Raw genomic sequence first — 24,501 nt, forward strand, 5'->3', positions numbered from 1 at the left:
GGCGGCGCGGGGCCAGGTGTTCCGCATGGGGGTCGGATCCTTCATGCGGAGCACCGCCGGGGGCGTCGCCGTGGCCAGGCGGCGCCGAGGTCGCGGCGGTGGAGACCAGGCTGTGCCGAGGTCGCGGCGGCGGGGTCAGGCGGTCTCCAGGTAGCGGCGGGCGGTGGTGAAGCGGCCGGCGGCGAGGTCGGCTTCGGGAAGCCAGAAGGAGACGTTGACGACCTCGCCCCAGGCGGTGCCCGGCTCGGCTTCGAGCTGCAGCAGTGGGCGGAGGCCGGGCAGGTGCAGGAACGCGTCGCGCTGCCAGCCGAGGACCTGGTGGCGGGGTGGCCGGCCGGCGGCGTCCTCGGCGAGCTCGCGGGCGTTCATCGCGCCGACCGGATCGGTGGTGAAGACGTCGTGGAGGGCGGGGGCGTCGTACGGCGGGACCGAGGCGACCCGGTCGGCGGCGAGGTGCAGGGGCGGGACGACCTGCACGCCGGGCGGGGCCGGGCGCGGGGGCAGGCCGGCGGGGACGTGCAGGACGCGGCAGCCGCTGTCGGGCGACTCGCCGGTGGTGAAGGACTCCTCGTGGAAGAAGAGCAACTCACCGGTACGCGGCAGGGTCCACGTCTCGGGCAGCAGGTCGGCGAGGTCGGCGCAGTCGAGGCGGGCGAGCAGGGCCATGGGGCTGCCGCCGTATGAGGGCCAGTCGGTCCCGTCGGGCAGCCCGGGCAGCCCGCCGTAGCGGTGCGACCGTGTGGCGGCCGCCGCCGGGATCACGGTGAGCGCGGCCGCCGGCTCGATCAGGGACTCGAACAGGTGCATGCGTGATCCTCGACAAGACACAGATAACGACCCAGACAACGACGCAGACAGAGACACAGACAGAGACACAGGCGGAGACAGCGGCGGAGGCAGAGACACAGACAAGGGCGACAGCGAAAAAAGCAGAGGTGGCATCGGGACTTTAGCGTGGGAGGCATGGAGCCCTCGGCGATTGTGGTGAGCGTCGTCGTCTGTTTCGGGGCGGCCGTCGCGCTGATCATCGTCGCGGTGGTGGTGTCGGCGCGCCGGGAGCGGGCGCGGCGGGACGCGCTGCGGCTCTGGGCGAAGCACAACGGCTGGCAGGTGGTGGACAAGCCGCAGGTCGACTGGGGCCGGCGGATGCCGGGCAGGAACCGGCGGGGCGTGTCGCTCGCGCTGTTCGGCACGGTCGGCGGGCACCCGGTGAGCATCGCGGACTACTCGTATACGACGTCGTCGACCTCGACGGACGCCAACGGGGCGACGCAGACGACCACGACCACCCATCACCACGTCGCGGTGGTGGTGCGGTTACGGATGCCGCGGCCGACGGTGGCCGTGCACCGGCGGGGTGGCGGGTCGAAGCTGTGGCGGTCGCTGTTCGGCGACAAGGCGACCGCGATCGGCTATGAGGCCTTCGACAGCGCGTACCGGGTGAACGCGAGCGACCCGAGCCTGGTCAGAGCGGTGATCGGCGGCCCGCTGGTCGCGGAGCACGTCGCCGGGCGGCTGCCGGACTGGAGCGTCGAGGGCAACGAGCTGCTGACCTTCCACCAGGGCCGGATCGGCGCGCCGGAGCGGATCCCCGCGCAGGTCGGCCCCCTGCTGCGGGTCGCCGACCTCCTGGAACAGCACGCGAGCACTTAAGCCGAGTGGAACAGCACGCGAGCACTTAGTCGAGTGGAACAGCACGCGAGCAGTTAAGCCGAGTCGTAGCGGGCCTGCGCGGCGGAGATCGCGGGCATCTCGGCCTCCACGAGGTCGATCAGCTCCATCAGCTTGGTGGCCACCCTGCGGCCCGGGTCGGTGAGGCTGTATTCGACGCGGGGCGGGATCGTGCTCTGCACCGTGCGCACGACCAGGCCGTCGCGCTCCAGGGCGTGCAGCGTCTGCGACAGCATCTTCTCGCTCACGCCGTCGACACGGCGGCGCAGCTCATTGAACCGGTGGGTGCCGTCCAGCAGCGCGGCCATCGACAGGATGCCCCAGCGCCCCGCCACGGTGTCCATGACCGGGCGCGACGTGCAGTTCCTGGCGAAGACGTCGAAGATCAGCCCCTCGTACGACATGAGACAACGGTAACTCAAGGTTTGCACTTTCTAGAAGTTAGTGCTTACTGTGAGAGAGTAACCAGGACGAGGGAGTTCTCATGACCATCACCGTCACCGGCGCCACCGGCCACCTGGGCCGCCTGGTCGTCGACGGGCTCCAGCAGCACGGCATCACCGCGGTCGCCGCGGTCCGCGACACCACGAAGGCCACCACGAAAAGCGTGCACGCCGACTACGACCGGCCGGAGACGCTCGTGCCGGCGTTCGAGGGCACCGACAAGCTGCTGCTCATCTCGGGCAACGAGGCCGGCAGGCGGGTCGAGCAGCACCGGGCCGTCGTCGACGCCGCCGTCAAGGCCGGGGTCGGTCACATCGTCTACACGAGCATCACCAGTGCCGACGCGTCGACCAACCCGCTCGCACCCGAGCACAAGGCGACGGAGGACCTCATCGTCGCGTCGGGACTGCCGTACACCTTCCTGCGCAACAACTGGTATTTCGAGAACTACACGGGCGGCCTGCCGGCCGCGCTGGAGCACGGGGTGATCCTCGGCGCCGCCGGTGAGGGCCGGGTCGCCGCCGCGACCCGCGAGGACTTCGCCGCCGGTGCGGTGGCGGTGCTCACCGGTGAGGGGCACGCCGGGAAGATCTACGAGGTCGGCGGCGACTCGACCATGTCGCTGGCGGACCTGGCCGCCGAGGTGACCGCACAGTCGGGCACGAAGGTCGCCTACCAGGACCTTCCCGCGGACGACTACGCGCAGGCCCTGATCGGGTTCGGGCTGCCCGAGGGGTTCGCGCGCCTGCTCGCCGCGGCCGACGTGTCGATCGCGCAGGGCAGCCTCGACGTCGTCACCGGTGACCTGTCCCGGCTGATCGGGCGCCCGACCACCACCCTCGCCGAGGTCATCGCCAGGGCGCTCAAGCAGTAGAGAGCGCCGGAAACAGCTGATACGAGCATCCACGAGCGCGACCGACGGTGTCCTCCGGCCGGTGGACACCGACCGGTCGCGCTTTGCGGCACCCCTCATGCCGCCGCTCACGAGGTCGATGGCAGCACGTCGCGGTCACCGACCTTGAGGAGCACGGATGCGCCCTGGACCAAGAAAGATCGTCCGCACGGCCTTCGGCCTGCTGATGGCGGCGGGCGGCACGCTGGTCGCGGTGACGCCGGCGGCAGCGGCCGCGACCACCCCCACCGTGCTGCCGCACGCCGTCGGCGGGTTCGCGGCGCCGACCACCCGAGTCGACGCGAAGTCGAAGATCGGCGCGGCCGCCGCGCTTCCGGACAGCGCGACGCTGAAGGCCAACCTGCCGGCCGTCGGCGACCAGGGCCAGATCGGCTCGTGCGTGGCCTGGACCATCGCCCACTCGCTCATGGGCTACTACGCGAAGCGCGACGGCGCCGTCGGTGCCCCGTACGCGCCGCTGTACCTCTACATGCGCACGGTGCAGAAGGGTGGCGCGCCGAACGCGGGTCTGGTGGCGGAGAAGGCGCTCACGGAGGCCACCACCAACGGCGTCGACACGCAGGACGACTACGTCCAGGGCACCAGCAACTACTCGGTCCCGCCGACCGCCGCGGAGATCGAGAACGCCAGGAACTACAAGGTCTCCAAGTGGACGACACTGTGGACCGGCGCCAACCAGGGCGTCGCCGGGCAGATCGCGGTGGAGACGGCGATCGCCGCCGGTTCGCCGGTCGCGATCGGCATGCCGGTCTTCAAGGACTTCATGTACCTGACCGGCAGCAGCCTCTACAAGACGACCTCCGGCAGCAACCTCGGCGGCCACATGGTCACGGCGTACGCGTACGACGCCGAGGGCGTGTGGATCCGTAACCAGTGGGGCACCGCGTGGGGCGCCGCCGGCGACGCGCACCTCGCGTGGGCGTTCGTCAACACCAACGTGCAGGCCGCCTACACCGTCAGCGGCGTGACCACCCCGTCGAAGGTCACCGTGCCCCGGCCCTCGGTGTCGACGCTGTCGCAGGTCCGCGGCCCGATCACGGGCGGCACCGAGGTCACGATCACCGGCGGGAACCTGGCCGGCGCGACGGCGGTGAGGTTCGGCGAGACCGTGGCCCAGTTCCGCAAGGTGGAGGCGAACGGGGTCACCACCCTGGTCGCCACGTCGCCGCCGCGCGCCAAGGGCGCCGTCGACGTGACGGTGGTCAACGCCGCCGGGGTCAGCACGCTGAACTCGCAGGCGCGCTTCCTGTACCAGCCGCCGCTGCCGGTCGTGACCAGCCTCAGCGCCGAGAGCGCCACCACGGTCGGTGGCGACGTGCTCACCGTCACCGGCGCGAACCTCGACGGCGCGACCGCGGTCCGTATCGGCGCCAACGCCGCCACCAACGTCAAGGTCATGTCGCCGACCTCGATCGCGTTCACCGTGCCGCCGAAGCTCCCGCCCGGCATCTACGACGTCACGGTGGTGACGTCGTCCGGCACCAGCGCGACCGTCGCGGCCGACAAGCTGGCGATCGTCAACCCGCCCGCGCCGACCATCGCCTCGCTGAGCGTGAGCAGCGGGCCGACCTACACGACCACCCCGGTCGTCGTCACCGGCACCAACCTCGGCGGCGTCACGGCGGTCAGCGTCGGCGGCGTGAGCGCCCTGTACCAGCGGGTCTCCAACACCCAGTTGAAGGTGACGATGCCGGTGCACGCGGCCGGTCAGGCGACCGTGCGGATCACCACCGCAGGCGGCACCGTCGAGGGCACCGCCGCGCCGTTCACCTACGTCGCGCCGCCGGCGCCGGCCGTGGGCGCGGTGACCCCGTCGACCGGCGGCACGAAGGCGTGGACGACGGTCGAGGTCTCCGGCACCAACTTCGTGACCGTGGACAGGGTGCTCTCCAACGGCGCGAGCGTCTCCTTCGTCAAGCTCTCGGACACCAAGCTCAAGGTGTACCTGCCGCCGCGCCCCGCCGGCAGCGTGCAGCTCCAGGTCATCACGAAGGGTGGCACCAGCGCGGCTGCCACGGCGTCGACCTTCACCTACAAGGTCTGACGCGATCGGGGGGAGGGCGCGAGCCCTCCCCCCGACCACCGAACCGAACAGTTGAAAAATCAGATACGCGAGGTGAACGTCGACAGCCAGCGGTCGCTGATCGGCGCTCCGGCGTTGGTGAAGCAGGCGATGCTGACCAGCGCGGTCCCGGCGGAGTCGCTCCACAGCTTCTCCAGGCCGCAGTAGCTCGACGTGTCGCCGAACGCGGTCACCTGCGAATGCGTCTCCTTCTGGTGCAGGTCCGGATACTTGATGACCATGCCGCCGATGGAGTTGAACCCGAAGCCATGGACGCTGTTGAAGTTGGTCTGCCCGGCGAACGCGTTGGAGACGTAGCCGAAGTACATCGGCACGTTCGCGGTCACCGCCCGCTGCCGGTGGAACGAGGCGACGAACTCGGAGTCCATCAGGGCGCCGGTGGCGGGGTTGTAGCAGGCGACCAACGCGATGACGTCGGTGCCCGACCAGGTCCAGCGGGCCACCTTGCAGCGGCGGGGCTGCGCGTTGGGCTGGACCGCGGTCACCTGGATGTTCCCGGACTGCACCCCGGGCGAGCCGACGCCGGAGAAGCGCACCGTGTAGTAGCCGGGCGACGACGGCCCGATCGTGACCGGTCCGCCGGTCGAGTTGTACTGCTGCACGATCGCGCCCAGCGAAGAAGACTGCACGGACGCGTAGGTGTTCGCGGCGGGCACCACGCCTGAGCTCAGCGTCCAGAGCACCGTGAACGGCGAGTCGATGGCCACGCCGCCGGGCTTGAAGCACTGCACGTCGACGATCTCGTCGGCGCCCGAGATGTACCAGCGGACCGCCTCACAGAAGCGGCCGTCGGGGTTCACCGCGGTGACGTGCGGGATGCCACGGGCGCCGGCGACGCCGATCTGCGGGAAGCGCACCAGGTAGCGGCCGGTGGCAACCTTGATCCCGTCGGCCCAGGCGGCCGGGGCGAACGCCTTCCAGCTGCCCCACTGGTAGGTGGTGGGCAGCGTGTTCCACACCGTGATGGTGGGGTCCTTCACGTACGCGAAGCCCCAGCGGTCAGGAGTGGCGGCCTGCGCGGGGGCGGAGGGGAGGAGGAAGGCTGCCGTCACCATGGCGGTGGCGACGGCGAGCAGTCTTCTGAGCATCCGTGCTCCAATCGATGTTGGTCAATGCTGACGTAAGCACTGTGCCGGTGGTTGCACGGAAACGCTGTCGTGTTCAGTACATTTCCTCACCCGGGTGAATCGCTTGACGGGGCATCGCCTCACCCGAACGACCGCTACCCTTTGCCGGACTTCGATCCTTGCTGGGGGTGAACCCGGATGCGACGAATCCTTTTCGCGGTGACCGCCGCCGGTGTACTGAGTGCACTGGGTGCCTGCACGGCGTCGGGCGCGGGGGAGGTGAGCACTCCCGGCCTCGCCGACCGGGGCGTCACGATGACGACGGTGAAGCCGACCCGCCAGGACCTTGCCAACAAGGTGAGCCTGAGCGGCAAGGTGCAGCTGAGTCCCACGTTCGGCCTGGTCGCCCCGATCGACGGGGAGATCCGCTACCTCGACGTCAAGGCGTCGACGAGCACACCGACCAAGCCCACCAAGGTCGCCAACATCTGGGTCAGCGGCAAGGCCACGCCCATCGAGGTGCCCGCCGGCGCCACGTTCAGCGGCCGGCTCGTCGACGACCGGTCCAAGGTGACCGCCGGCATGCCGATCGTCTCGGCGAAGCAGGCGGGCTACGGCGTCGTCGCGGACATCGACGGATCTCAGGCGTACCAGATCTCGGACAAGCTCGAGTCGGTGCAGGCACAGATCAAGAGCGGCCCCGGACCGTTCCCGTGCACGGTCCTCGGCACGCTCGCCGCGCTGCCCGCCGGCACGATCCCGGAGCCGGTCACCCCGACACCCAACCCGTCGGCGCCGCCCACCGCACCGCAGCGGAACCCCGGCCAGCAGCAGCAGCCGTCGGAGCCGACCGGCATGCGGCTGGTCTGCATCCCACCGGGCGACGTCAAGGCGATCAACGGCGCCGCCGCGACCGTCGAGGTGATCACCGCCCGTGCCGCGAACGCGCTCGTCCTGCCCGTGGAGGCGGTCGCCGGCGCGCAGGGCAAGGGCAAGGTCGACGTCGTCAAGGCCGACCAGACGAAGGAGACCGTCGAGGTCACGCTCGGCCTCAGCGACGGCAAGGTCATCGAGATCAAGAGCGGCCTCTCCGGCGGCGAGACGATCGCGGTGCCAGGGCCCAATCTGCCCGCCGCGAAGAACAACGGCGGCGAGCCGATGCCCGGATTCAGCAAATGAGCCCGCTGATCGAGCTGGTGGGGATCACCAAGACGCTCAAGGGCCAGCAAGAGCCCCGGGTGATCCTCGACGGCGTCGACCTGACCGTCGACCGCGGTGAGAGCGTTGCGATCCTCGGCCGTTCCGGCTCCGGCAAGAGCACGCTGCTGAGCCTCCTCGGTCTGTTCGACCGGCCCGACGCGGGGCATTACTTCATGGACGGCCGGGACCTGGCCCGCATCCCCGAGCGCAAGGCCGCCGCCCTGCGCAGCGCCCAGTTCGGCTTCGTCTTCCAACGCTTCTTCCTGCTCAAGCACCTCACCGCCGCGCAGAACGTGGCGATGGCCCTGGTCAACGGTCAGGGCTGGCTGCCGCGCCGGCACCGCCGGGCCCGCGTGCTGGAGGCGCTCGACCTGGTCGGTATCGCGCACCTGGCCAAGCAGCGCCCGGCCAAGCTCTCCGGCGGCGAGCAGCAGCGCGTCGCCGTCGCCCGCGCCCTGGTGCGCAACCCGAGCCTGCTGCTCGCCGACGAGCCCACCGGCGCGCTGGACACCGAGACCGGCAACCTCGTCATCGAGGTCATGCGCGCCGCGACCGACCGCGGCTGCGGCCTGATCCTCGTCACCCACGACCACGCCCACGCGGCGAAGATGCAGCGCGTGCTGTCGTTGAGCGATGGGGTACTGACATGATCAGACTGTCGGGCCGGTTCCGCTCCGCGCTCATCATCGGCGGGCAGGGCATCCGCTCGCGCAAGCTGCGCACCTTCCTGTCGATGATCAGCTTGTTCCTGGGCGTCCTGGCCGTCGTCACCGTCCAGGCCGGCGCGGAGACGTTGAAGACGATGCAACTCGCCGACCTGGAGCTGCGCGCAGGCAAGGACGGCACCCGGCAGATGTACCTGCCGCCGATGCCCGACGCGATGGACGCCGCCCTCACCACCGTGGCCGGCAAGCCCGGCGCCGTCGGGGTCATGGGATATCAGGCGATCATCGGCGAGCCGAACGTCCTGCCGATCAACCAGGGCGCCGCGCCGTTCGACAACGACAGCGGCAACTACTACGGGCCGGGCATGCAGATGTACTGCGACCCGATGACTCACGAGTGCCGGCCGCTGGAGCCCGACCCGGCCGCGCAGCCCCGCGGCCAGGCGATCGAGCTCGTGCTGCAAGGCCTGACCGGCGACATCCGGCAGTTCCGCCCCTTCCGGCCCGTCACCGGCGACTGGCTCGACTTCGGCGGCGACCCGTCCTACTCGCCGCGCCTGGTGCTCAACAAGGAGGCCGCGAAGGGCTTCACCCGCTACCAGGTTCCCGCGGAGATGCGGGTGGAGGGCGCGACCGCCAACCCGACACCGCGCATCATCGGCGTCGTCGACGACGGCAACCCCCAGCCGACCGCCTATGTGCGGGTCGACGAGATGCGCAACTGGATGCCGAAGCCCGTGGCGAACCAGATGTACGGCCCCGGCCTGCAGCTGATGTTCTCGCCCGACGCCGGGGAGACCGAGGCCCTCGTCGTGCGCAAGCTGACCGCGCTCGGCATATCCGGGGGCATGATCCAGATCCAGACCGTCAACGAGCGCAAGAACATCGCGAACCAGCTGGCGATCGTGCGCTGGATCTTCCTGGGGATGGCCGCGCTGGTGCTGCTCATCGGCGTCGCCGGCATCCTCAACGTCGGGCTGGCCACCGTCGGCGAGCGGATCGAGGAGTTCGCGCTGCGCCGGGCCGTCGGCACGCCGCGCTCGCTGCTGGCCGGCATCGTCCTTGCCGAGACACTGCTGACCGGCCTGCTGACCGCGGCCGCCGCGATCGGCTTCGGGGTGGCCGCCTTCAACGTCGTCGCGGACCTGCTCTCCTCGCGGGCGCCGCAGCTGGCTGATGTGAGCTTCCCCTGGCAGGCCGGCCTCGCCGGCGTCATCGCCGGCCTGGTGGCGGGCCTGCTCGGCGGCCTGATCCCGGCCGTCCGCGCGGCCCGGATCCCCATCGCCACCGTGATGCGGGCATAGCAAAGGGGGCGCCCGTCCAGGCGCCCCCTTGCTGTCAGCGATCTACGGGGCCCAGGGGTTGTCCACGGACCACGTGGTGTCCTCGGTGAAGCTGGTGGGGTTGTCCCACGCGTTCGGGCCGCCCGGCGTCGCCAGCCACAGCTCCGACGCCCGGTGGCGCAGGAACTGGCCCGGGAAGTTCCAGGCGGTCAGCCGCACCCCGCCGCTGCCCTGCTGGGCGCACCAGGTGGCGTCGGCCTTGAACAGCGCGGAGTTGTCGTTCGCCGCGAGCTTCACCCGGAAGGCCTGGTGGCGCAGGTACTGGCCGGGGTAGTTGCGCGACTCGAGCGAGTAGCACGACGAGTCGGCCAGGCCCGGCACGATCCGCCAGGTCGCGTCCTGCTTGAGCAGGGTGCTGCTGTTGGCGTCGACGACCTCGGTGTAGCCGAGGCTGTTCTGGTGCCGGATGTAGCGGGTGGTGCAGCACGGCGTCACGACCCGGAACGACTTGTACACGTTGGTCGGCAGCGTGGCCGGCGGCGGCGGGTTCGTCGAGGCGTCGATGAGCGCCTGGTTCGCGGCCCTGAAGCGGGCCACGTCGACCTTCACCACCTGCCGGTCGTAGGTGAGGAAGCCGTTGCTCTCGTTCTCCACGTCGGTGATCTCGGTGTAGACCGACGCGGACAGGCCCGCCGGCATGCCGCCGGTGCGGATCTGGTCGTACAGGCCGACGACGCGGTTGTTGAGCGCCGTGGCGTTGGCCTGGTCCTCGTAGCTGAAGCCGTTGCCCGGCGACCATTCGTGGCCGGCCACGCGCAGGCCGAGCCCGCCGAACTCGCCCAGGACCGCGGCCCGGGTCGCGGTCGGCAGAGTGGAGCCGGGACCGACGTAGATGTGGTTGTCGATCACGTCGCCGTTGCCGCCGTCGACGGAGCCGCAGCAGTTGACGCCGCTCATGTTGTTGACGAGGCGGGACGGGTCGTAGGCCTTGACCTCGTTGGCGATGCGGGCCTGGTCGTACTGGCCCCAGCCCTCGTTCTGGTTGACCCACATGACCAGCGACGGCGAGCTGCGGTGCTGGTCGATGATGCGGTCGTACTCGGCCTCCCACTGGGTGCGGGCGGCGGTGGTCGGGTTCTTGCCGGTCGGCATGGCGGGCATGTCCTGCCACACCAGCAGGCCGAGCTGGTCCGCGTGGTAGAACCAGCGCTGCGGCTCGACCTTGATGTGCTTGCGGACCATGTTGAAGCCGAGGTCCTTGTGCGCCTGCAGGTCGGAGCGCAGGGCGGCGTCGGTCGGCGCGGTGTAGATGCCGTCGGGCCAGTAGCCCTGGTCCAGGGTGCCGGACTGGAAGACGAACTGGCCGTTGAGCAGGATGCGCAGCTTGCCGTTGACGTTGCCGATCGAGATCGAGCGCATGCCGGCGTAGCTGCCGACCGAGTCCACGACGGTCGAGCCGCTCTTGAGGTCGACCCGGACGTTGTACAGGAACGGGTCACTGGGCGACCAGCGGTGCGCGTTGGGCACCGGGACGCTGAACGCCGCGCCCGTGTTGCCGTTGGCCGTGCCGACCTGGGTCGAGCCGGACAGGACGGTCGCGGTCACGGTCTGCCCGGACAGTCCGGCGCCCTGCACGTTGACCGACAGGGTGTTGCCGGCCAGGTTCGGGACCAGGTCCACGCGGGTGATCCTGGCCGTCGGGGTCGGCTCCAGCCAGACCGTCTGCCAGATGCCGGAGGCGCCGGTGTAGAAGATGCCGCCGCCCGCGTGCGGGAGCACGTCGTTGCGGCGCTGCTTGCCGACCGCCTGGCTGCCCGCGTCCGTCGGGTCGTAGACGCCGACGATGATCGTGTTGGTGCCGCCGTTGAGCAGGCCCGTGATGTCGTAGGTGAAGGCGTCGTAGCCTCCACTGTGGACCGCGCCGGCCTGGGTGCCGTTGACCCACACGGTGGTCTGCCAGTCGACCGCGCCGAAGTTGAGCTGGACCCGGCGGCCCGACCAGTTCGACGGGATCGTGAAGGTCCGCTTGTACCAGAGCTTGTCGTTCTCCGTGACCTTGCGCTGGATGCCGGACAGCGCCGACTCCACCGGGTAGGGCACCCGGATCTGCTCACCGAACGTGGCCGGCGGGCTGGTCTGGCCGCTGCCGGTGACGGCGAAGTCCCAGATGCCGTTGAGGTTCTGCCAGTCGGTGCGGGTCAGCTGCGGGCGGGGGTACTCGGGCAGCGGGTTCGCCGTGGGCACCGAGTTGGTCCACGGGGTGGTCATCGGGGGAGTCTTGGGGGTCCATGCGCTCGCGGGGCTCGCCGTGGCGATCACGGTGCCCGCCGTGGCCAGCAACGGTGCCAGTGCCAGCGCGAACCATCTGGAGAGCTTCACAGAGGGGCTCCTCGAGGTATGCGTCAGCCCCGGTGGCGGCCGAGGCTGATCCGTGGGGACGACTAACGTCCCCACGGACCAACACATAACCTCACGATCCAACGAGAAGTGTCAAGAGTCACACATCAATATCCCGCACAAGGGCGGCATTGGACCGCACATTTTCCAACATCAGGCGCCGATGAGATCGAACCTCTCCCAGGGCCCGATCGCCGTCCGGTTCGCGATGAGCGAGCCGGCGCCGTTGTTCTCCGCGGTGACGTAGTTGCTGTTCACCGTCGCCTGCAGGCTCTCGCTGCCGTCGGCGTTGCGGATCAGGTTGAACGTCTCCCACGACCCGGCCGTCGGCCGGTTGGCGAGCAGCGGGTTGGCGCCGCCGTTCTCCGCGCAGACGAACTGGCCGTTCGCCTTCGACTTCAGCGCCACCTTGCCGCCGCCGAGGTCGACGAGCTCGAACTGCTGCGCGGTGCCGATCGTCGCCGAGTTGGCGATGAGCGCCGTGGTCGCGTTCGCCGCCGTCACGTACTGGTTGTTCGTCAGCGACCGGAGGCTGACCGTCGGCCCGGTCGTGGAGGTCCCAGTCGTGAACGTGAACGCGTCGACGTCGAACAGGTAGCCCGTGCCGCCCTTGAACACCAGGTAGAGCGTGGTGGCGGTGGCCGGCCCGGCGACGAGGTTCGCCGAGACGTTGGCGAAGGTCTCCCAGCCGCCCGTCGGGGCGACGGTGGCGGTGCCGAGCAGGGTGCCGGTCGGCGAGCCGGCCCGGACCTCGATCGTGCCGCCGGCACCCGCCGAGGAGACCCGCGCGGTGAACTGGGTGGCGTTGTTCAGCAGGTACGGCGTGTAGGCGATCCAGTCGCCGTTCTCGATGAAGCCTGCGGTGTTGCCACCCTCGGCCGCCGCGTGCGGGGCGATCTGCACGCCCGACTGGGTGCCGTAGTGCTCACCCTGGCGGTGCTTCGGCTGCAGCGTGCGGATCACGTGCGTGGTCAGCCCGCCGTTGTCGGTGTACGCCGCGTCGAAGACGCCGTAGATGTTCGCCGACGCGTCGTGCTCGCCGTCCACCGGCACCGTGATCGAGCCGGTGCAGCCGGTCTTCGAGGTGATCTGGTGAGCGTGGCTGTCGTGGCCCAGCGAGTAGGTCATCGACACCCGGCTGCAGTTGATCGTGCCGTCCTCCGGGTCGGTGACGTTGATCGTGAAGGGCACCGTGTCACCGAAGTTGAACAGCTGGCCCTGCGCCGGGATCGACACACTCACCTGCGGCGCGGTGTTGCCGACGGTGATCACCGTGCTCGCCGAACCGGTGAGGTTCGTCGGGTCCTTCACGGTCAGCGTCGGGGTCTTCGTGCCGTTGGTGGTGTAGGTGTACGTGGGGTTCGCGGCCGTCGAGTCGGTGGTGCCGTTGCCGTCGAAGTCCCAGGCGTAGGTGAGCGCGCCGCCCTCCGGGTCCGAGCTGCCGGACGAGGAGAAGTTCACGGTCAGCGGGGCGGGGCCGGAGGTCACCGAAGCGGTGATCTTCGCGATCGGGGCGCGGTTGCCGCCGCCGATGTACTCCACCCGGTACAACGCCTGGTTGTTGCTGCCGGTGCCGTAGTCGAGCACGTACAGCGCGCCGTCCGGGCCGAACGCCATGTCCATGACCTGGGTGCCGGCCCACGGGAAGGTGGAGATCTCACCGGGGGAGCCGTCGGCGTTGACCTTGACCGGCTTGATCCAGCGGCGGCCGTACTCGCCGGCGAAGAACTGCCCGTCGAGGGTCTGCGGGAACTTCACGGCCGAGTTGAGACCGGCGTTGTAGCGGTACACCGGGCCGCCCATCGGCGACTCCGAACCGCCGCCGAACTCCGGCGGGCTGCCGGCGTCGCCGCCGTAACGGATCCAGCTCGCCTTGGCGGCGGGCAGGGTGGTGAGACCGGTGTTGCGGAACGAGTTGTTCGTCGGACCGCCGGCGCAGTTGTACTTGGGCCCGGTGGTGTTGTTGGCGAAGTTCCACTCGTTGTAGGTCTCGGCCGTGGTGTTCGTGCCGGTGCAGTACGGCCAGCCGTAGTTGCCGGGGCCGGTGATCCGGTTGAACTCGACCTGACCGCCGGGGCCGCGGTTGGGATCGGACGCACCCGCGTCGGGGCCGTAGTCGCCCAGGTAGACGATGCCGGTCGGCTTGTCCACGGTCATCCGGAACGGGTTGCGCAGGCCCATCGCGTAGATCTCGGGACGGGTCTTCGCGGTGCCGGGGGCGAAGAGGTTGCCCGACGGGATGGCGTACGTGCCGTCGGTGTTGGGCTTGATCCGCAGGACCTTGCCCCGCAGGTCGTTGGTGTTGGCCGAGGACCGCTGCGCGTCGAACTGCGGGTTGCGGTTGGTCACCTCGTCGATCGGCGCGTAGGAGCCGGACTCGAACGGGTTGGTGTCGTCGCCCGTGGTCAGGTACAGGTTGCCGGCCGCGTCGAAGTCGATGTCGCCGCCGACGTGGCAGCACTGGCCACGGTCGTTGTTCACGGTCATGACGATCTTCTCGCTGGCCACGTCCAGCGTGTTGTCGGCCTTCATGGTGAAGCGGGACAGGTTGAGGTGCCCCTGCCACGGCGCGAAGTCCGCCGCGGTGCCCGTCTTCGGCGCGTCGCCGGCCGGGGTGGACAGCGTCGGCGAGTAGTACAGCCACACCCAGCGGTTGGTGGCGAAGCCGGGGTCGACGGCGACGCCCTGCAGGCCTTCCTCGTCGTGGGTGTAGACCGACAGCTTGGCGGCCTGCTTGGTGTTGCCGGCGGCGTCGGTGACGCGGACTGTGCCGTCACGGGCGGTGTGGATCACCGTGCGGTCGGGCATGACGGCCAGGGACATCGGCTCGCCGAGCTCGGCGCTGCCGAGGGCCAGCTGGACGTGCTGGTAGTCGGAGGCGGGAAGAGGGATGGCGGAGGCCGCGGGCGCGTGGACGATCGCGGCCACGACCGAGCTGCCGGCGGCAAGGGAGGCTGCGGCGAGCAGCCGTTTCCACCGGCGGGGGGATGGTGCCATTGCGGGGGTGTCCTTCCTGGGCTGATGGGGGTTCCAGCCAGGCAAGACGCGCGCCGATCGCGCTTCCTGTGACCTGCTCGCGGTGGGGCGCCGACCCTTCGCGCGCGCGGGCGGTGACAACTGTGGCGATGGATGGCGGCCACCGTGTTAGTTATCAGAGCTAACTAACCACCGCGCAGGCCAAACGGCAATGCTGAGTTTTTCGAGATGCGGCTTTTCTGCCGTTGTACGGAAAACTCATGGCAGTCGATGTGCACATTGAGAACCTCTGAGGTTTGTCGTTATAAAACCGTTACCCTTTGCAAGATTGCTCACATGTGGTAACCATCACAGTCGATGTTTGTCCGTCTTTGCGGGCTTTGAAGCGCGGACATCTCGTGGAAACGCTCCGGTAACCGGTCACGGAGCGTCAGAATTCTCGTCCCGTGCCGTTACCGGCGAGTAACTACGGGCCTTGTCCGCGCACGACGCAAGCGGCAACATCGTCCGCACGCCCCACCCCCCGGTTCCACCCCCTGCAGGCGCAGGGCCGGCGAAGGGGCGGCGAGACACCGACACACCGGTGCGAGCGCCCGTCGTGACAGGAAGCGCCGCACCGCATGCACCCCCGCGACCCAAGAGGAGCTTCACGTGTCCGTAGCTCAGGGCAGCGCGGTGAAGGGCCGCACGCGATGGAAGCGTTTCGCTACCGTCGTCGTGCCCGCCACCTTCATCGCCGGCGCCATCGTCTTCGGCCAGGCGACAGGCGCGATCGCCGCGTCGTTCAGCGTCTCCGGCCAGCAGTTCAAGGTCTCCGCCGACAAGCTCGAGGGCACCGGCTTCGTCCAGTACGGCGGCCTCGCCACGGAGAAGGGCGGCAACCCCGCCAACCCGGCCGACCCGAAGAACCACTTCGTCGCGGTCTCGGGCATCAAGTCGGCCAAGCTCTACAACCTGTGCCAGTCGGTCAAGGTCCCCGGGCTGCCCGTCAGCATGGTGATCCACGCCGGTCAGGCCGCGGGTGCCCCCGCCGAGGCGACCGACCTGCTGATCGACCTGACGTCGCTCAAGGGTGACGCCACGTTCCAGAACATCCAGATCGGCATCGACGCGTCCGACCTGACCAAGGGTGGCCCCAACGCCAGGAGCCTGCAGCAGGGCAGCTTCGCCCAGCAGGCGGACAGCGTGGTCATCACCAACCTCAAGCAGGTCGCCTGGTCGACCACGGCCGGCACGTTCAAGCTGACCGGTCTCGACCTCAGCCTCTCCACCGGTGGCACCCCCTTCGAGTGCTTCTAGCCCCACCGCCTGGGCCCGCGGAGTTCCAACCGCGGGCCCAGTTGCTTGTCGACAGTTACTAGCTCCACGGGCTGGCGCCCGCAGCCGGTGGGGGTTCCCACCCCACACCCCCCATGCGACGCAAGCGCCGAACTAGTGCCTAGTTCTTTCAGCTGGAGGATTCCGTGACCACTCCCCACCCTTCGCACGTCAAGCGCCGTGCCGGTGGCTTCAGCAAGTGGCGCGACTCGCGCCCCTTCTGGGGTGGGTTGTTCCTGATCCTGTCGGGACTGGAACTGTTCCTCAGCGCCAACCTGCAACTCGCCCTGGAGGTCCACTTCGGACCGACGGGCTTCCTGTCCTACGTGATCCCCGCGATGCTGCTGCTGTGCGGCGTGCTGACCTGGCTGTCGCCGGCGCAGCGGCTGTTCTACGGCATCCTGGGCACCCTCACCGCGCTGTACTCGATCATCGGGCTCAACCTGGGCGGCTTCTTCCTCGGCATGGTCCTCGGCGTCGTCGGCGGTGGCCTGGCCGCCTCCTGGTCGTCCGGAACGGCCCCCGCGCCTTCGGAAGAGGAGGCGGAGGAGACCGCTTCGTACGAGCGGGCGGAACTCGACGACCTGCTCGACGACGACTCGCCGTCGCAGTACGAGCGGCCGTCGCTGCGCAAGTCGTACGACTCGTACGACGAGCCCACCACGGAGCAGCCGCCGCCCCGGCACTCGTCGGGTGTGCTGACGGACTCGCTGCCGATCTCGCAGCGCAGCCCGTTGCACGACACGCCCTCGTACGGTGGCGCGGGCAGCGCCGACGACGAGCGGCCGCCGAACGGCGACGACGGCCTGCCCAGGCGGCGGGGGCTCGGCATCCCGCTGTTCGCGCTGCTGCTCACGGGCACGGTCGCGGGCGCCTCGGTGTTCGGCGCGACCCACGGGTCCGCTCCGGCGTTCGCGGCGCCGGCCACCTGCGCCGGCCCTTCGGCTTCGGGTTCGGCCTCGGCGAAGACCACGCAGCCGGCGCCGGGCGGTGGTGCGACGTCCGCGGCACCGAGCCCCAGCCCATCGCCGACGACGACCGAGGAGGACAAGCCGGGCCTGCTCGACTGGCTCGGTGGCCTCTTCGGCGGCGGCAAGAAGGCCGACCCGGTCCCCTCGGCGTCGACCAGTTCCGCGCCGGCGGCCCTCGCGCCCACGACCGGCCCCTCGGTGCCGTTGCCCGGCACGGCGAAGACCCCCTCGAAGGTGGCGTGCCCGAGCACCTCGGCCACGCCGAACGACAAGAAAGCCAAGATCGCCGAGGGGCAGCCGTTCGTGGCGGCCGCGCCGTCCATCCTCATCGCCGATGAGATGACCATGGACAGCCTCGTCTACGACGGGGTCGCGGAACTGACGAAGAAGGACGGCAGCAAGGTCAAGGTGCTGGCGTTCAGCATGAAGAACTCGGTGTCCACGCCGTTCGAGCTGCGGACCCCGGGCGCGCCGAGGCTGCTGCTCACCAAGAGCACGTCGCTGACGGTGGAGGGCAACGTGAAGTTCTACACGTCGAAGTTCTCCGCAAACGTGCTGGGCATCCTGCCGCTGACCTTCACCCCGTCGTTCCCGCCGCCGCCGATCCCGCTGCCGGGGTACTACACCGACTGCAACATCGAGCTCGTGTACGTGCAGTCCAACGTCCTGCGGGCGCCAGGGCTGAGCATCGCGTACGCCTCCTAAGGGGGTGGAAGTCGATAGGTGACCGGCGTCTCCGACAGCCTGATCGGGGACGCCACGGACCTGGCACCGTCGACTTCCACCACCGGCGCGAGCCCCAGCCGCTGCGCCAGCGCGATCCCCTCCGCCACGGTGTTGACCGGCCCGCACGGCACGCCCGCTCCGGTGAGCGCCTCGATCCAGTGCGCCTTCGGCTGTCGCAGCGTCACCGCCTCGATCGCTTCCAGGAGCGCCCCGCGGTGCGCGACCCGGCCGGCGTTCGTGGCGAAGCGGTCGTCCCCGGCCAGCCCCAGCACCGTGCTGAGCTCGGCGAACTGGCGGTCGTTGCCCACCGCCAGTGCGAAGTCGCCGTCGCTCGCCCGGAGCGTCTCGTACGGCGCGATGCTCGGATGCCGGTTGCCCATCCGCTGCGGGACCACGCCGGCGTTGAGGTGGGCCGAGGCCTGGTTGACCAGCCCGGCGAGCAGGCTGCTGAGCAGGTCGACCTCCACGCGCTGGCCGCGGCCGTTGCGCTCCCGGGCGTAGAGCGCCGCCAGGACGCCCGCGGTCAGCTGCTGGCCCGCCAGGACGTCGACGAGCGCGACGCCGACTTTCGTGGGTGCGCCGTCCGGGTCGCCGGTGATGGACATGAGGCCGCCGACCGCCTGCACGAGGAAGTCGTAGCCGGGGGAGTGGTGCTGCCGGCCGAAGCCGGTGACGCTGGCGTAGACGAGCCGGGGGTTGTCGATCTGCCCGTAGCCCAGGCCGAAGCGCTCCATCGTGCCGGGGGCGAAGTTCTCCACCAGTACATCCGCCGCCTGAGCCAACCGGAGCGCCTCCCGCTGCCCGTCGGCGGTGCCCAGATCGAGCCTCAGGCCGCGCTTGTTGCGGTTGACCGACAGGAAGTAGGTGGAGCGGCCGTCGGCGGCGAAGGGCGGGCCCCACGCTCGGGTGTCGTCGCCCGCGCCGGGCCGCTCCACCTTGACGACGTCGGCGCCGAGGTCGCCGAGCGTCATCGTGGCGATCGGCCCGGCGAGGACTCTGGAGAAGTCCGCGACGAGGATCCCGTCGAGCGCGCCCAATTCAGATTCGCTGGAGGGCGGCCCGCAGCGGGTCGAGACCCAGCGAGCCGAGGTTGAGCGCGTCGCGGTGGAAGGCCTTGAGGTCGAAGTCGGCGCCCTTGCGGGCCCGGGCGTCGTCGCGGGCGGCCAGCCAGGCGCGTTCGCCGAGCTTGTAGGCCGGGGCCTGGCCGGGCCAGCCGAGGTAGCGGTTGAGCTCGAAGCGGAGGCTCTTCTCCTCGACCCGGCAGTGCGCGCGCAGGAACTCCCAGCCCAGCTCCGGCGTCCACCGCTCGCCCGGCGCGAAGCCGAACGGGTTGTCGCGGGGGACTTCGAGCTCCAGGTGCATGCCGATGTCGATGATCACGCGGGTGGCGCGGAACGCCTGCCCGTCGAGCATGCCGAGCTTGTCGCCGGGGTCGGCGAGGTAGCCCAGCTCGTCCATCAGCCGCTCGGCGTAGAGCGCCCAGCCCTCGCCGTGGCCCGAGGACCACGCCAGGACGCGGCGCCACCGGTTGAGCAGCTCCGCCCGCACGTACGTCTGCCCGATCTGCAGGTGATGGCCGGGGACGCCCTCGTGGAAGACCGTGGTGACCTCGCGCCAGGTGGAGAAGTCCTCGATGCCCTGCGGCACCGCCCACCACATGCGGCCGGGGCGGGAGAAGTCCTCGCTCGGCCCGGTGTAGTAGATGCCGCCGTCGGACGTCGGCGCCAGCATGCACTCGATCTGCTGCACCTGCTCGGGGATGTCGAAGTGCCGCCCGTTGAGCTCCTGCACGGTCGCGTCCGCCAGGGACTGCATCCAGTCGCGGAATGCCTCCTTGCCGCGGATCGTGCGGGCCGGGTCGGCGTCGAGCGCGGCGACCGCGTCGTCGATCGTGCCACCGGGCACGATCTTGTCCGCGACGGCGCGCATCTCGCTCTCCAAGCGGGCGAGCTCCTCGAAGCCCCACGCATAGGCCTCGTCGAGGTCGACGGTGGCGCCGAGGAAGTAGCGGGAGGCGAGCTGGTAGCGCTCGCGTCCGGCGGCCTCCTTCTCCCGGCCCCGCGGCGTCAGCTCGCGGCGCAGGAACTCCGCGTGCGCGACGGTCGCGGCGCGGGCCGCCTCCGCGTTGCGCATCAGCTCGTCGGCCAGCGTGGCGCTGACCCCGGTGCCGACCTTCGTGGCCAGGTCCGGGTAGAAGTTGTCGCCCTCGGGGTCGGCCCAGACGTCGCACTGCTTGGCGACCTCGATGATCTGCCGGGCCGGCGCCACGTGCCCCTGCTGCGCGGCGTGCAGCAGGGAGCGCTGCCACTGCTCCAGCGCGACCGGCACGCCCGCGAGACGGTCATTGATGTTGGACACGGCCTCCTCGCCCTCGGTGGGCATGAGATCGAACGAGCTCCGCACTCCGTGCAGCGGGCTGGAGATCACGTTGACGTCGCTGGTGATGTCCCCGGCCTCGAAGCGCTCCAGGGCGAGCCCCAGGCGCTCCTGCATGGCCTCCTTGGCCACCCGGTCCGTCTCGCCGGCCGGCGTCTGCGCCGAGAGCGCGGCGAGGGTGCGCCGGTCGAGGTCGGCGAGGGCGGCGAAGCCGTCGGGCGAGAGGTCGGTCAACGTGTCGTCATACCCGGCCACTCCGACGAAGGTCGCCCCGATCGGGTCGAGGGGCGCCCACTGCTCGACATAGCTGTTGGCGATGTCATCGATAGATCCCACGGGCCGACCCTACGGGACTTTTTCATGCGCTGTCGCTCACGTGCAGGCCAATTCGAAAACCGTGGACTGACCTGGGCTCAGACGTCCGAAATCCGCGCGACTACCGGCGTCCGGAGGGCGCAGAGTAAGGCCCATGACGTCCCCCGCTCCTGACGCGTCCCGCTGGCTCCCGGCCTTTCTGGCCGTGGCGTTCATCTGGGGCACCAGCTTCATGTTCATCAAGGACGCGTTGGTCGAGCTCGAGCCGGTCTACGTCGCCGGCTACCGGATCCTCCTCGGCGCGCTCACCCTGCTGATCTTCCTGTTCGCCCGCGGGCTGCGGCCGCCGCGCGGCACGCGGCTGTGGATCCACCTCTTCGTCTACGCGTTCGTCGCCACGTCGGTGCCCTTCACGCTCTTCGGCTACGCCGAGCAACGGGTCCCCTCGGTGCTCGCCGGTATCTGGAACGGCACCGCCCCGCTCACCACACTCGTCGTGACCCTGGTCGCGATGCGGTCGGAGCGCCCGTCGCGCCGCCAGATCGCCGGTCTGCTCGCCGGTTTCGCCGGTGTACTGGTCGTCCTCGGCGTCTGGAACGGTGTGGGCGGCAGCAGTCTCGCCGGGCAGCTCATGCTCCTCGGCGCGGTCACCTGTTACGGCATCGCCTTCAACTACACCCGCTGGCTCATGAAGAACTTCGAGCTGTCGCCGCTGCAACTGTCCGTCGGCCAGCTGAGCATGTCGACGCTGCAGCTGCTGGTCGCGGCGCCGCTGATCGCGGGTGCGCCGCCGTCGCCGCTGTCGCACTCGCCGCGGGTCTACCTGGCGGTCGTCGCGCTCGGTGTCTTCGGCACCGGTATCGCGTTCGCCCTGAACAACCACGTGGTGCGCACCGCCGGCATCACGACCGGCTCGATGGTGACCTACCTGCCGCCGTTCGTCGGCGCGGTCGCGGGCGTCGTCGTGCTGCACGAGCACCTGACCTGGAACCAGCCGGTGGGCGGCATCATCGTCCTGTGCGGCGTCGGCATCTCCCAGGGGCTATTTGTGCGATTCGGCCCAGCGCTTCAGCTCGGCGGCCGGAAGCGTGTTGACGATCCGGTCGAGCGGGACACCGCAGGCGACGGCGCGCGCGCAACCGTTTGACAGCCAGTCGAGCTGCCCCGGAGCGTGCGCGTCGGTGTCGATCGAAAACCGGCAGCCTTGTTCGAGGGCGACCCGCAGCAGCCGCTTCGGCGGGTCGAGCCGCTCCGGCCGCGAGTTGATCTCGATCGCCTTGTCGTGCTCGACCGCCGTCGCGAACACCCGCTCCGGATCGAAGCGGCTTTCTGGCCGTGTGCCACGCCCACCCGTGATAAGCCGCCCCGTGCAGTGCCCGAGAATGTCCAGATGCGGGTTCGCCAGGGCGGTGACCATCCGCCGGGTCATCACCTCCGGCTCGTCCTTGAGGTTGCTGTGCACCGACCCGACCACCACGTCGAGGCGCTCCAGCAGCTCGTCGGTCTGGTCGAGGGAGCCGTCGGCGAGGATGTCGACCTCGATGCCCGTCAGGATCCGGAAGGACATGCCCAGGCCTTCGAAGCCCGCGTTGAGGTCGGCGACGACGTCGAGCTGCTCGGTGAGCCGCTCCGCGGACAGCCCTCTGGCCACGGTCAGTCGCGGCGAGTGGTCGGTGAGCACCATGTATTCGTGCCCGATGGCGGCCGCGGCGAGGGCCATCTCGTCGATCGGCGACCCGCCGTCGGACCATTCCGAGTGCGTGTGACAGTCGCCGCGCAGCGCCGCGAGCATCGCGGCGGTCGCCTCGTCGAGGTCCTGGCCGGCGGTCGACTCCAGCCGGCGCAGGTAGACCGGCTCCTCACCGGCGAGCGACTCCACCACACAGCGGGCGGTCACCTCGCCGACGCCCTTGAGCTCGCCCAGGGTGCCTTTGTGTGCCCGCTCGGCCAGCTCGCCCTCCGGCAGCTTCGCCAGCGTCGCCGCCGCGCCGCGGAACGCGCGCACCCGGTAGGTCTTCTCACCGGCGCGCTCCAGCAGGAACGCGATGCGCCGCAGATCGGCGAGCGGATCCCTCATGCCCTAGAAGGTAGTGCTCCGCGAGGCGCTGTGCGCGACCACCGTCCGGGTCCGGGTCAGCGTCGAGAACGGGTTGGCGAACTGCAGCACCAGTGCCCTGTATCGCATCTGCGGCTTGCAGGTGATCATCAGCAGCTGGTCGCCGCCACGCACGTCCCAGAACGTGCCTTCGTGCACTCCGGCGGTGATCACCCCGTCGACGTGCAGCGCGCCCGGCCGCAGGCTCTTCCTGACAGCGGGTGCCTCCGACCGTGGCACGATCCGGATCGAGGCGATCTCCGCGATCGGCACCTCGATCCTGCCCGTCCCCGCCCACCAGCGGTCCAATCCTTGCGGCTCGATGAGCAGGGCCGTGTCGGTGACCGTCAGCTGCAGGTGGGTCGGAATTCTCATCAACGCGACCGGCCCGGCCAGCATCAGCCCCAGAACCGTCGCGAGCGCCAATGCGGTGCTCATAATCGCGAATGTACGCCCGTCAACGTTTCCCGTAGGCGGTTTCCGAAAATCATGACCATTGGGAGTTGACATGCGAACCATCGACTGGGTCGACGGCGCCGTCGTGATCGTCGACCAGACCCGCCTCCCGTCCGACGTGGTCTGGCTCCGTCTGTCCACTGTCGACTCACTGGTCGACGCCATCCAGCGCCTGGCCGTGCGGGGCGCCCCGGCCCTCGGCGTGGCCGGCGCCATGGGCGTCGCCCTGGCCGCCGCGTCGTCGTCGGACCCCGCGGTCGTGCTCGAGCTGGTGCACAGGGTCGAGCACGCCCGCCCGACAGCCGTCAACCTCGCCCGCGGGGCCCGCCGCGCCGCCGCCCACCTGCCGTCGCCCTCCGCCGTCCTGGCCGAGGCGCTCCGGGTGCGCGACGAGGAGATCCACTCCTCCACCGAGATGGCCCGCCTCGGCGCCGACCTGGTCACGTCGCTGTGCGGCCCCTCGGCCCGCCTGCTGACCCACTGCAACACCGGCGCACTGGCCACCGTCGTCGGCGGCACCGCGCTCGCGGTCGCCTTCGAGCTCCACCGCCGCGGCACCCTCGCCGGCGTCATCGCCAGCGAGACCCGTCCCCTGCTGCAGGGCGCCCGCCTCACCACCTGGGAGCTCGCCCGCGCCGGCATCCCGCACCGCCTGGCCGTCGACTCCGCCGGCCCGTTCCTCATGGCCCGCGGCGAGGTCGACGCGGTCATCCTCGGCGCCGACCGCATCTGCGCCAACGGCGACGTGGTCAACAAGGTCGGCAGCTACGCCCACGCCCTCGGCGCCCGCGCCGCCGGCATCCCCTTCATCTGCGTGGCCCCCGAGTCCACCGTCGACCTCTCCACCCCCACCGGCGCCGAGGTGGAGATCGAGGACCGCGGCCCGGCCGAGGTCGTCGGCTCCTCGGCCCCGGCCGGCACTGCCGCGGTGAACCCGGCCTTCGACGTGACCCCGGCGTCCCTGGTCACCGCCATCGTCACCGACACCCGCGTCTGGAACCCCTGACCCGGTTCGGGTGCCGGCTGTGCATTTGATGGAGACATACGTTGCGACATGTGTGGTGAAGCCCGCACCTCGGGCAGTCCGTGCCTGCACACTTCCGCGGAAGCCCGCCACGGCCACGACCGAGTGAGCCTGCACGTGACACGGACGCTGCTCAGGAAGGCGCGGGACACCATCCCGCCTCGGGCCGGACCGCAAGATGCTCCACTTAACTGGGAGATATATTGCGGTTATGCGTAGTGAAGCGCCGAGCCTGTTGCCGCTGTTCCGTTCCCGGCATCAGGCTGAGCTGCTGACCTGGCTCTACCTTCACCCACGCGACGAGTAGCCGGCCGCGAGCAGGTGAGAGTTGCCGCGCACCTGCGGGGCGATCGCAGCTGAGACGAAATGAGACCAGGACGCCGAACGCCCGGTCCCTCCGAAGGAAGGGGCCGGGCGTTCGTGCTGGCCGAGTGCGGTGGCGCGGGGATTCGAACCCCGGGAAGGCTTGCACCTTCACACGCTTTCGAGGCGTGCTCCTTAGGCCACTCGGACACGCCACCG

Annotated in this window: 19 protein-coding genes and 1 tRNA gene; 10 read left to right on the forward strand and 10 right to left on the reverse strand. The window is 70.1% G+C overall.

Annotated elements, in window-relative coordinates; translation table 11 throughout:
• Positions 1–135 precede the first annotated feature (135 nt).
• Positions 136–807: a DUF1963 domain-containing protein gene (locus ABZS58_RS09545; protein ID WP_354779428.1), complete on the reverse strand. Its 672-nt coding sequence runs from the start codon at positions 805–807 to the stop codon at positions 136–138.
• A 156-nt stretch (positions 808–963) separates the two neighbouring features.
• Between ABZS58_RS09545 and ABZS58_RS09550 the strand changes: the two genes are divergently transcribed.
• Positions 964–1,653 (forward strand): hypothetical protein, encoded by a 690-nt coding sequence (locus ABZS58_RS09550; protein WP_354779430.1) that lies wholly within the window; start codon positions 964–966, stop codon positions 1,651–1,653.
• 53 nt (positions 1,654–1,706) lie between these two features.
• Here ABZS58_RS09550 and ABZS58_RS09555 read toward each other — a convergent pair whose 3' ends face one another.
• On the reverse strand, positions 1,707–2,075 hold the full coding sequence (locus ABZS58_RS09555; protein ID WP_354779432.1) for a helix-turn-helix domain-containing protein: 369 nt from the start codon (positions 2,073–2,075) through the stop codon (positions 1,707–1,709).
• 80 nt (positions 2,076–2,155) lie between these two features.
• On the opposite strand from ABZS58_RS09555, the gene ABZS58_RS09560 reads away from it, so the two are divergent.
• Both ABZS58_RS09560 and ABZS58_RS09565 read left to right on the forward strand, forming a co-directional pair.
• A complete protein-coding gene (locus tag ABZS58_RS09560) occupies positions 2,156–2,989 on the forward strand; it encodes an SDR family oxidoreductase (RefSeq protein WP_354779434.1) in 834 nt (277 codons plus the stop codon).
• A gap of 157 nt (positions 2,990–3,146) precedes the next feature.
• Positions 3,147–5,072, forward strand: coding sequence for an IPT/TIG domain-containing protein (locus ABZS58_RS09565; RefSeq protein WP_354779436.1), 1,926 nt, complete (start codon positions 3,147–3,149; stop codon positions 5,070–5,072).
• 59 nt (positions 5,073–5,131) lie between these two features.
• Here ABZS58_RS09565 and ABZS58_RS09570 read toward each other — a convergent pair whose 3' ends face one another.
• A complete protein-coding gene (locus ABZS58_RS09570) occupies positions 5,132–6,199 on the reverse strand; it encodes a hypothetical protein (protein WP_354779438.1) in 1,068 nt (355 codons plus the stop codon).
• 177 nt (positions 6,200–6,376) lie between these two features.
• Between ABZS58_RS09570 and ABZS58_RS09575 the strand changes: the two genes are divergently transcribed.
• From ABZS58_RS09575 to ABZS58_RS09585, 3 genes are read left to right on the forward strand one after another with little or no spacing between them, the layout of a single operon-like run.
• Positions 6,377–7,357 carry an efflux RND transporter periplasmic adaptor subunit gene (locus tag ABZS58_RS09575; RefSeq protein WP_354779440.1) on the forward strand — a complete coding sequence of 327 codons (981 nt, stop codon included), beginning with the start codon at positions 6,377–6,379 and terminating at the stop codon, positions 7,355–7,357.
• A complete protein-coding gene (locus ABZS58_RS09580; protein ID WP_354779443.1) occupies positions 7,354–8,028 on the forward strand; it encodes an ABC transporter ATP-binding protein in 675 nt (224 codons plus the stop codon). The genes ABZS58_RS09575 and ABZS58_RS09580 overlap by 4 nt, the downstream gene beginning before the upstream one ends.
• The gene (locus ABZS58_RS09585; RefSeq protein WP_354779445.1) at positions 8,025–9,347 is read left to right on the forward strand and encodes an ABC transporter permease; all 1,323 of its coding nucleotides are present in this window, start codon (positions 8,025–8,027) and stop codon (positions 9,345–9,347) included. Before ABZS58_RS09580 ends, ABZS58_RS09585 begins: the two co-directional genes overlap by 4 nt.
• 42 nt (positions 9,348–9,389) lie before the next feature.
• Here ABZS58_RS09585 and ABZS58_RS09590 read toward each other — a convergent pair whose 3' ends face one another.
• Positions 9,390–11,705, reverse strand: coding sequence for an AbfB domain-containing protein (locus tag ABZS58_RS09590; RefSeq protein WP_354779447.1), 2,316 nt, complete (start codon positions 11,703–11,705; stop codon positions 9,390–9,392).
• 171 nt (positions 11,706–11,876) lie between these two features.
• Entirely contained in the window at positions 11,877–14,720 is a 2,844-nt protein-coding gene (locus ABZS58_RS09595) for a PQQ-dependent sugar dehydrogenase (protein WP_354779449.1), read from the reverse strand.
• Between the two features lie 630 nt (positions 14,721–15,350).
• Here ABZS58_RS09595 and ABZS58_RS09600 point away from each other — a divergent pair.
• Both ABZS58_RS09600 and ABZS58_RS09605 read left to right on the forward strand, forming a co-directional pair.
• A complete protein-coding gene (locus ABZS58_RS09600) occupies positions 15,351–15,998 on the forward strand; it encodes a DUF6230 family protein (protein ID WP_354779451.1) in 648 nt (215 codons plus the stop codon).
• Positions 15,999–16,162: 164 nt separating this feature from the next.
• A complete protein-coding gene (locus ABZS58_RS09605; RefSeq protein WP_354779453.1) occupies positions 16,163–17,692 on the forward strand; it encodes a DUF6114 domain-containing protein in 1,530 nt (509 codons plus the stop codon).
• Here the strand turns inward: ABZS58_RS09605 and ABZS58_RS09610 are convergent.
• A complete protein-coding gene (locus ABZS58_RS09610; protein ID WP_354779455.1) occupies positions 17,689–18,750 on the reverse strand; it encodes a CoA transferase in 1,062 nt (353 codons plus the stop codon). The two genes, ABZS58_RS09605 and ABZS58_RS09610, sit on opposite strands and share 4 nt — an antisense overlap.
• 1 nt (position 18,751) lies before the next feature.
• Positions 18,752–20,425 (reverse strand): DUF885 domain-containing protein, encoded by a 1,674-nt coding sequence (locus ABZS58_RS09615; protein ID WP_354779457.1) that lies wholly within the window; start codon positions 20,423–20,425, stop codon positions 18,752–18,754.
• Positions 20,426–20,558: 133 nt separating this feature from the next.
• On the opposite strand from ABZS58_RS09615, the gene ABZS58_RS09620 reads away from it, so the two are divergent.
• Entirely contained in the window at positions 20,559–21,551 is a 993-nt protein-coding gene (locus ABZS58_RS09620; RefSeq protein ID WP_354779459.1) for a DMT family transporter, read from the forward strand.
• Here the strand turns inward: ABZS58_RS09620 and ABZS58_RS09625 are convergent.
• Together ABZS58_RS09625 and ABZS58_RS09630 are read right to left on the reverse strand one after the other, a co-directional pair.
• A complete protein-coding gene (locus ABZS58_RS09625; RefSeq protein ID WP_354779461.1) occupies positions 21,447–22,481 on the reverse strand; it encodes a PHP domain-containing protein in 1,035 nt (344 codons plus the stop codon). The genes ABZS58_RS09620 and ABZS58_RS09625 overlap by 105 nt on opposite strands.
• Before the next feature lie 3 nt (positions 22,482–22,484).
• Positions 22,485–22,937: a hypothetical protein gene (locus tag ABZS58_RS09630; RefSeq protein ID WP_354779463.1), complete on the reverse strand. Its 453-nt coding sequence runs from the start codon at positions 22,935–22,937 to the stop codon at positions 22,485–22,487.
• A 70-nt stretch (positions 22,938–23,007) separates the two neighbouring features.
• On the opposite strand from ABZS58_RS09630, the gene mtnA reads away from it, so the two are divergent.
• A complete protein-coding gene (gene mtnA / locus ABZS58_RS09635) occupies positions 23,008–23,961 on the forward strand; it encodes an S-methyl-5-thioribose-1-phosphate isomerase (protein WP_354779465.1) in 954 nt (317 codons plus the stop codon).
• A gap of 452 nt (positions 23,962–24,413) precedes the next feature.
• On the opposite strand, the gene ABZS58_RS09640 is transcribed toward mtnA, so the two are convergent.
• Positions 24,414–24,500 (reverse strand) — tRNA-Ser (locus ABZS58_RS09640).
• Position 24,501 lies beyond the last annotated feature (1 nt).

Origin of the sequence: Dactylosporangium sp. NPDC005555, assembly GCF_040605635.1 — a bacterium.
Lineage (GTDB): Bacteria > Actinomycetota > Actinomycetes > Mycobacteriales > Micromonosporaceae > Dactylosporangium.

Excerpts from the sequence above, each read along its gene's own strand:
- ABZS58_RS09545 (WP_354779428.1), bottom strand. The coding sequence starts at position 807 with ATGCACCTGTTCGAGTCCCTGATCGAGCCGGCGGCCGCGCTCACCGTG.
- ABZS58_RS09550 (WP_354779430.1), top strand. The coding sequence starts at position 964 with ATGGAGCCCTCGGCGATTGTGGTGAGCGTCGTCGTCTGTTTCGGGGCG.
- ABZS58_RS09555 (WP_354779432.1), bottom strand. The coding sequence starts at position 2,075 with ATGTCGTACGAGGGGCTGATCTTCGACGTCTTCGCCAGGAACTGCACG.
- ABZS58_RS09560 (WP_354779434.1), top strand. The coding sequence starts at position 2,156 with ATGACCATCACCGTCACCGGCGCCACCGGCCACCTGGGCCGCCTGGTC.
- ABZS58_RS09565 (WP_354779436.1), top strand. The coding sequence starts at position 3,147 with ATGCGCCCTGGACCAAGAAAGATCGTCCGCACGGCCTTCGGCCTGCTG.
- ABZS58_RS09570 (WP_354779438.1), bottom strand. The coding sequence starts at position 6,199 with ATGCTCAGAAGACTGCTCGCCGTCGCCACCGCCATGGTGACGGCAGCC.
- ABZS58_RS09575 (WP_354779440.1), top strand. The coding sequence starts at position 6,377 with ATGCGACGAATCCTTTTCGCGGTGACCGCCGCCGGTGTACTGAGTGCA.
- ABZS58_RS09580 (WP_354779443.1), top strand. The coding sequence starts at position 7,354 with ATGAGCCCGCTGATCGAGCTGGTGGGGATCACCAAGACGCTCAAGGGC.
- ABZS58_RS09585 (WP_354779445.1), top strand. The coding sequence starts at position 8,025 with ATGATCAGACTGTCGGGCCGGTTCCGCTCCGCGCTCATCATCGGCGGG.
- ABZS58_RS09595 (WP_354779449.1), bottom strand. The coding sequence starts at position 14,720 with ATGGCACCATCCCCCCGCCGGTGGAAACGGCTGCTCGCCGCAGCCTCC.
- ABZS58_RS09620 (WP_354779459.1), top strand. The coding sequence starts at position 20,559 with ATGACGTCCCCCGCTCCTGACGCGTCCCGCTGGCTCCCGGCCTTTCTG.
- ABZS58_RS09625 (WP_354779461.1), bottom strand. The coding sequence starts at position 22,481 with ATGAGGGATCCGCTCGCCGATCTGCGGCGCATCGCGTTCCTGCTGGAG.
- ABZS58_RS09630 (WP_354779463.1), bottom strand. The coding sequence starts at position 22,937 with ATGAGCACCGCATTGGCGCTCGCGACGGTTCTGGGGCTGATGCTGGCC.
- mtnA (WP_354779465.1), top strand. The coding sequence starts at position 23,008 with ATGCGAACCATCGACTGGGTCGACGGCGCCGTCGTGATCGTCGACCAG.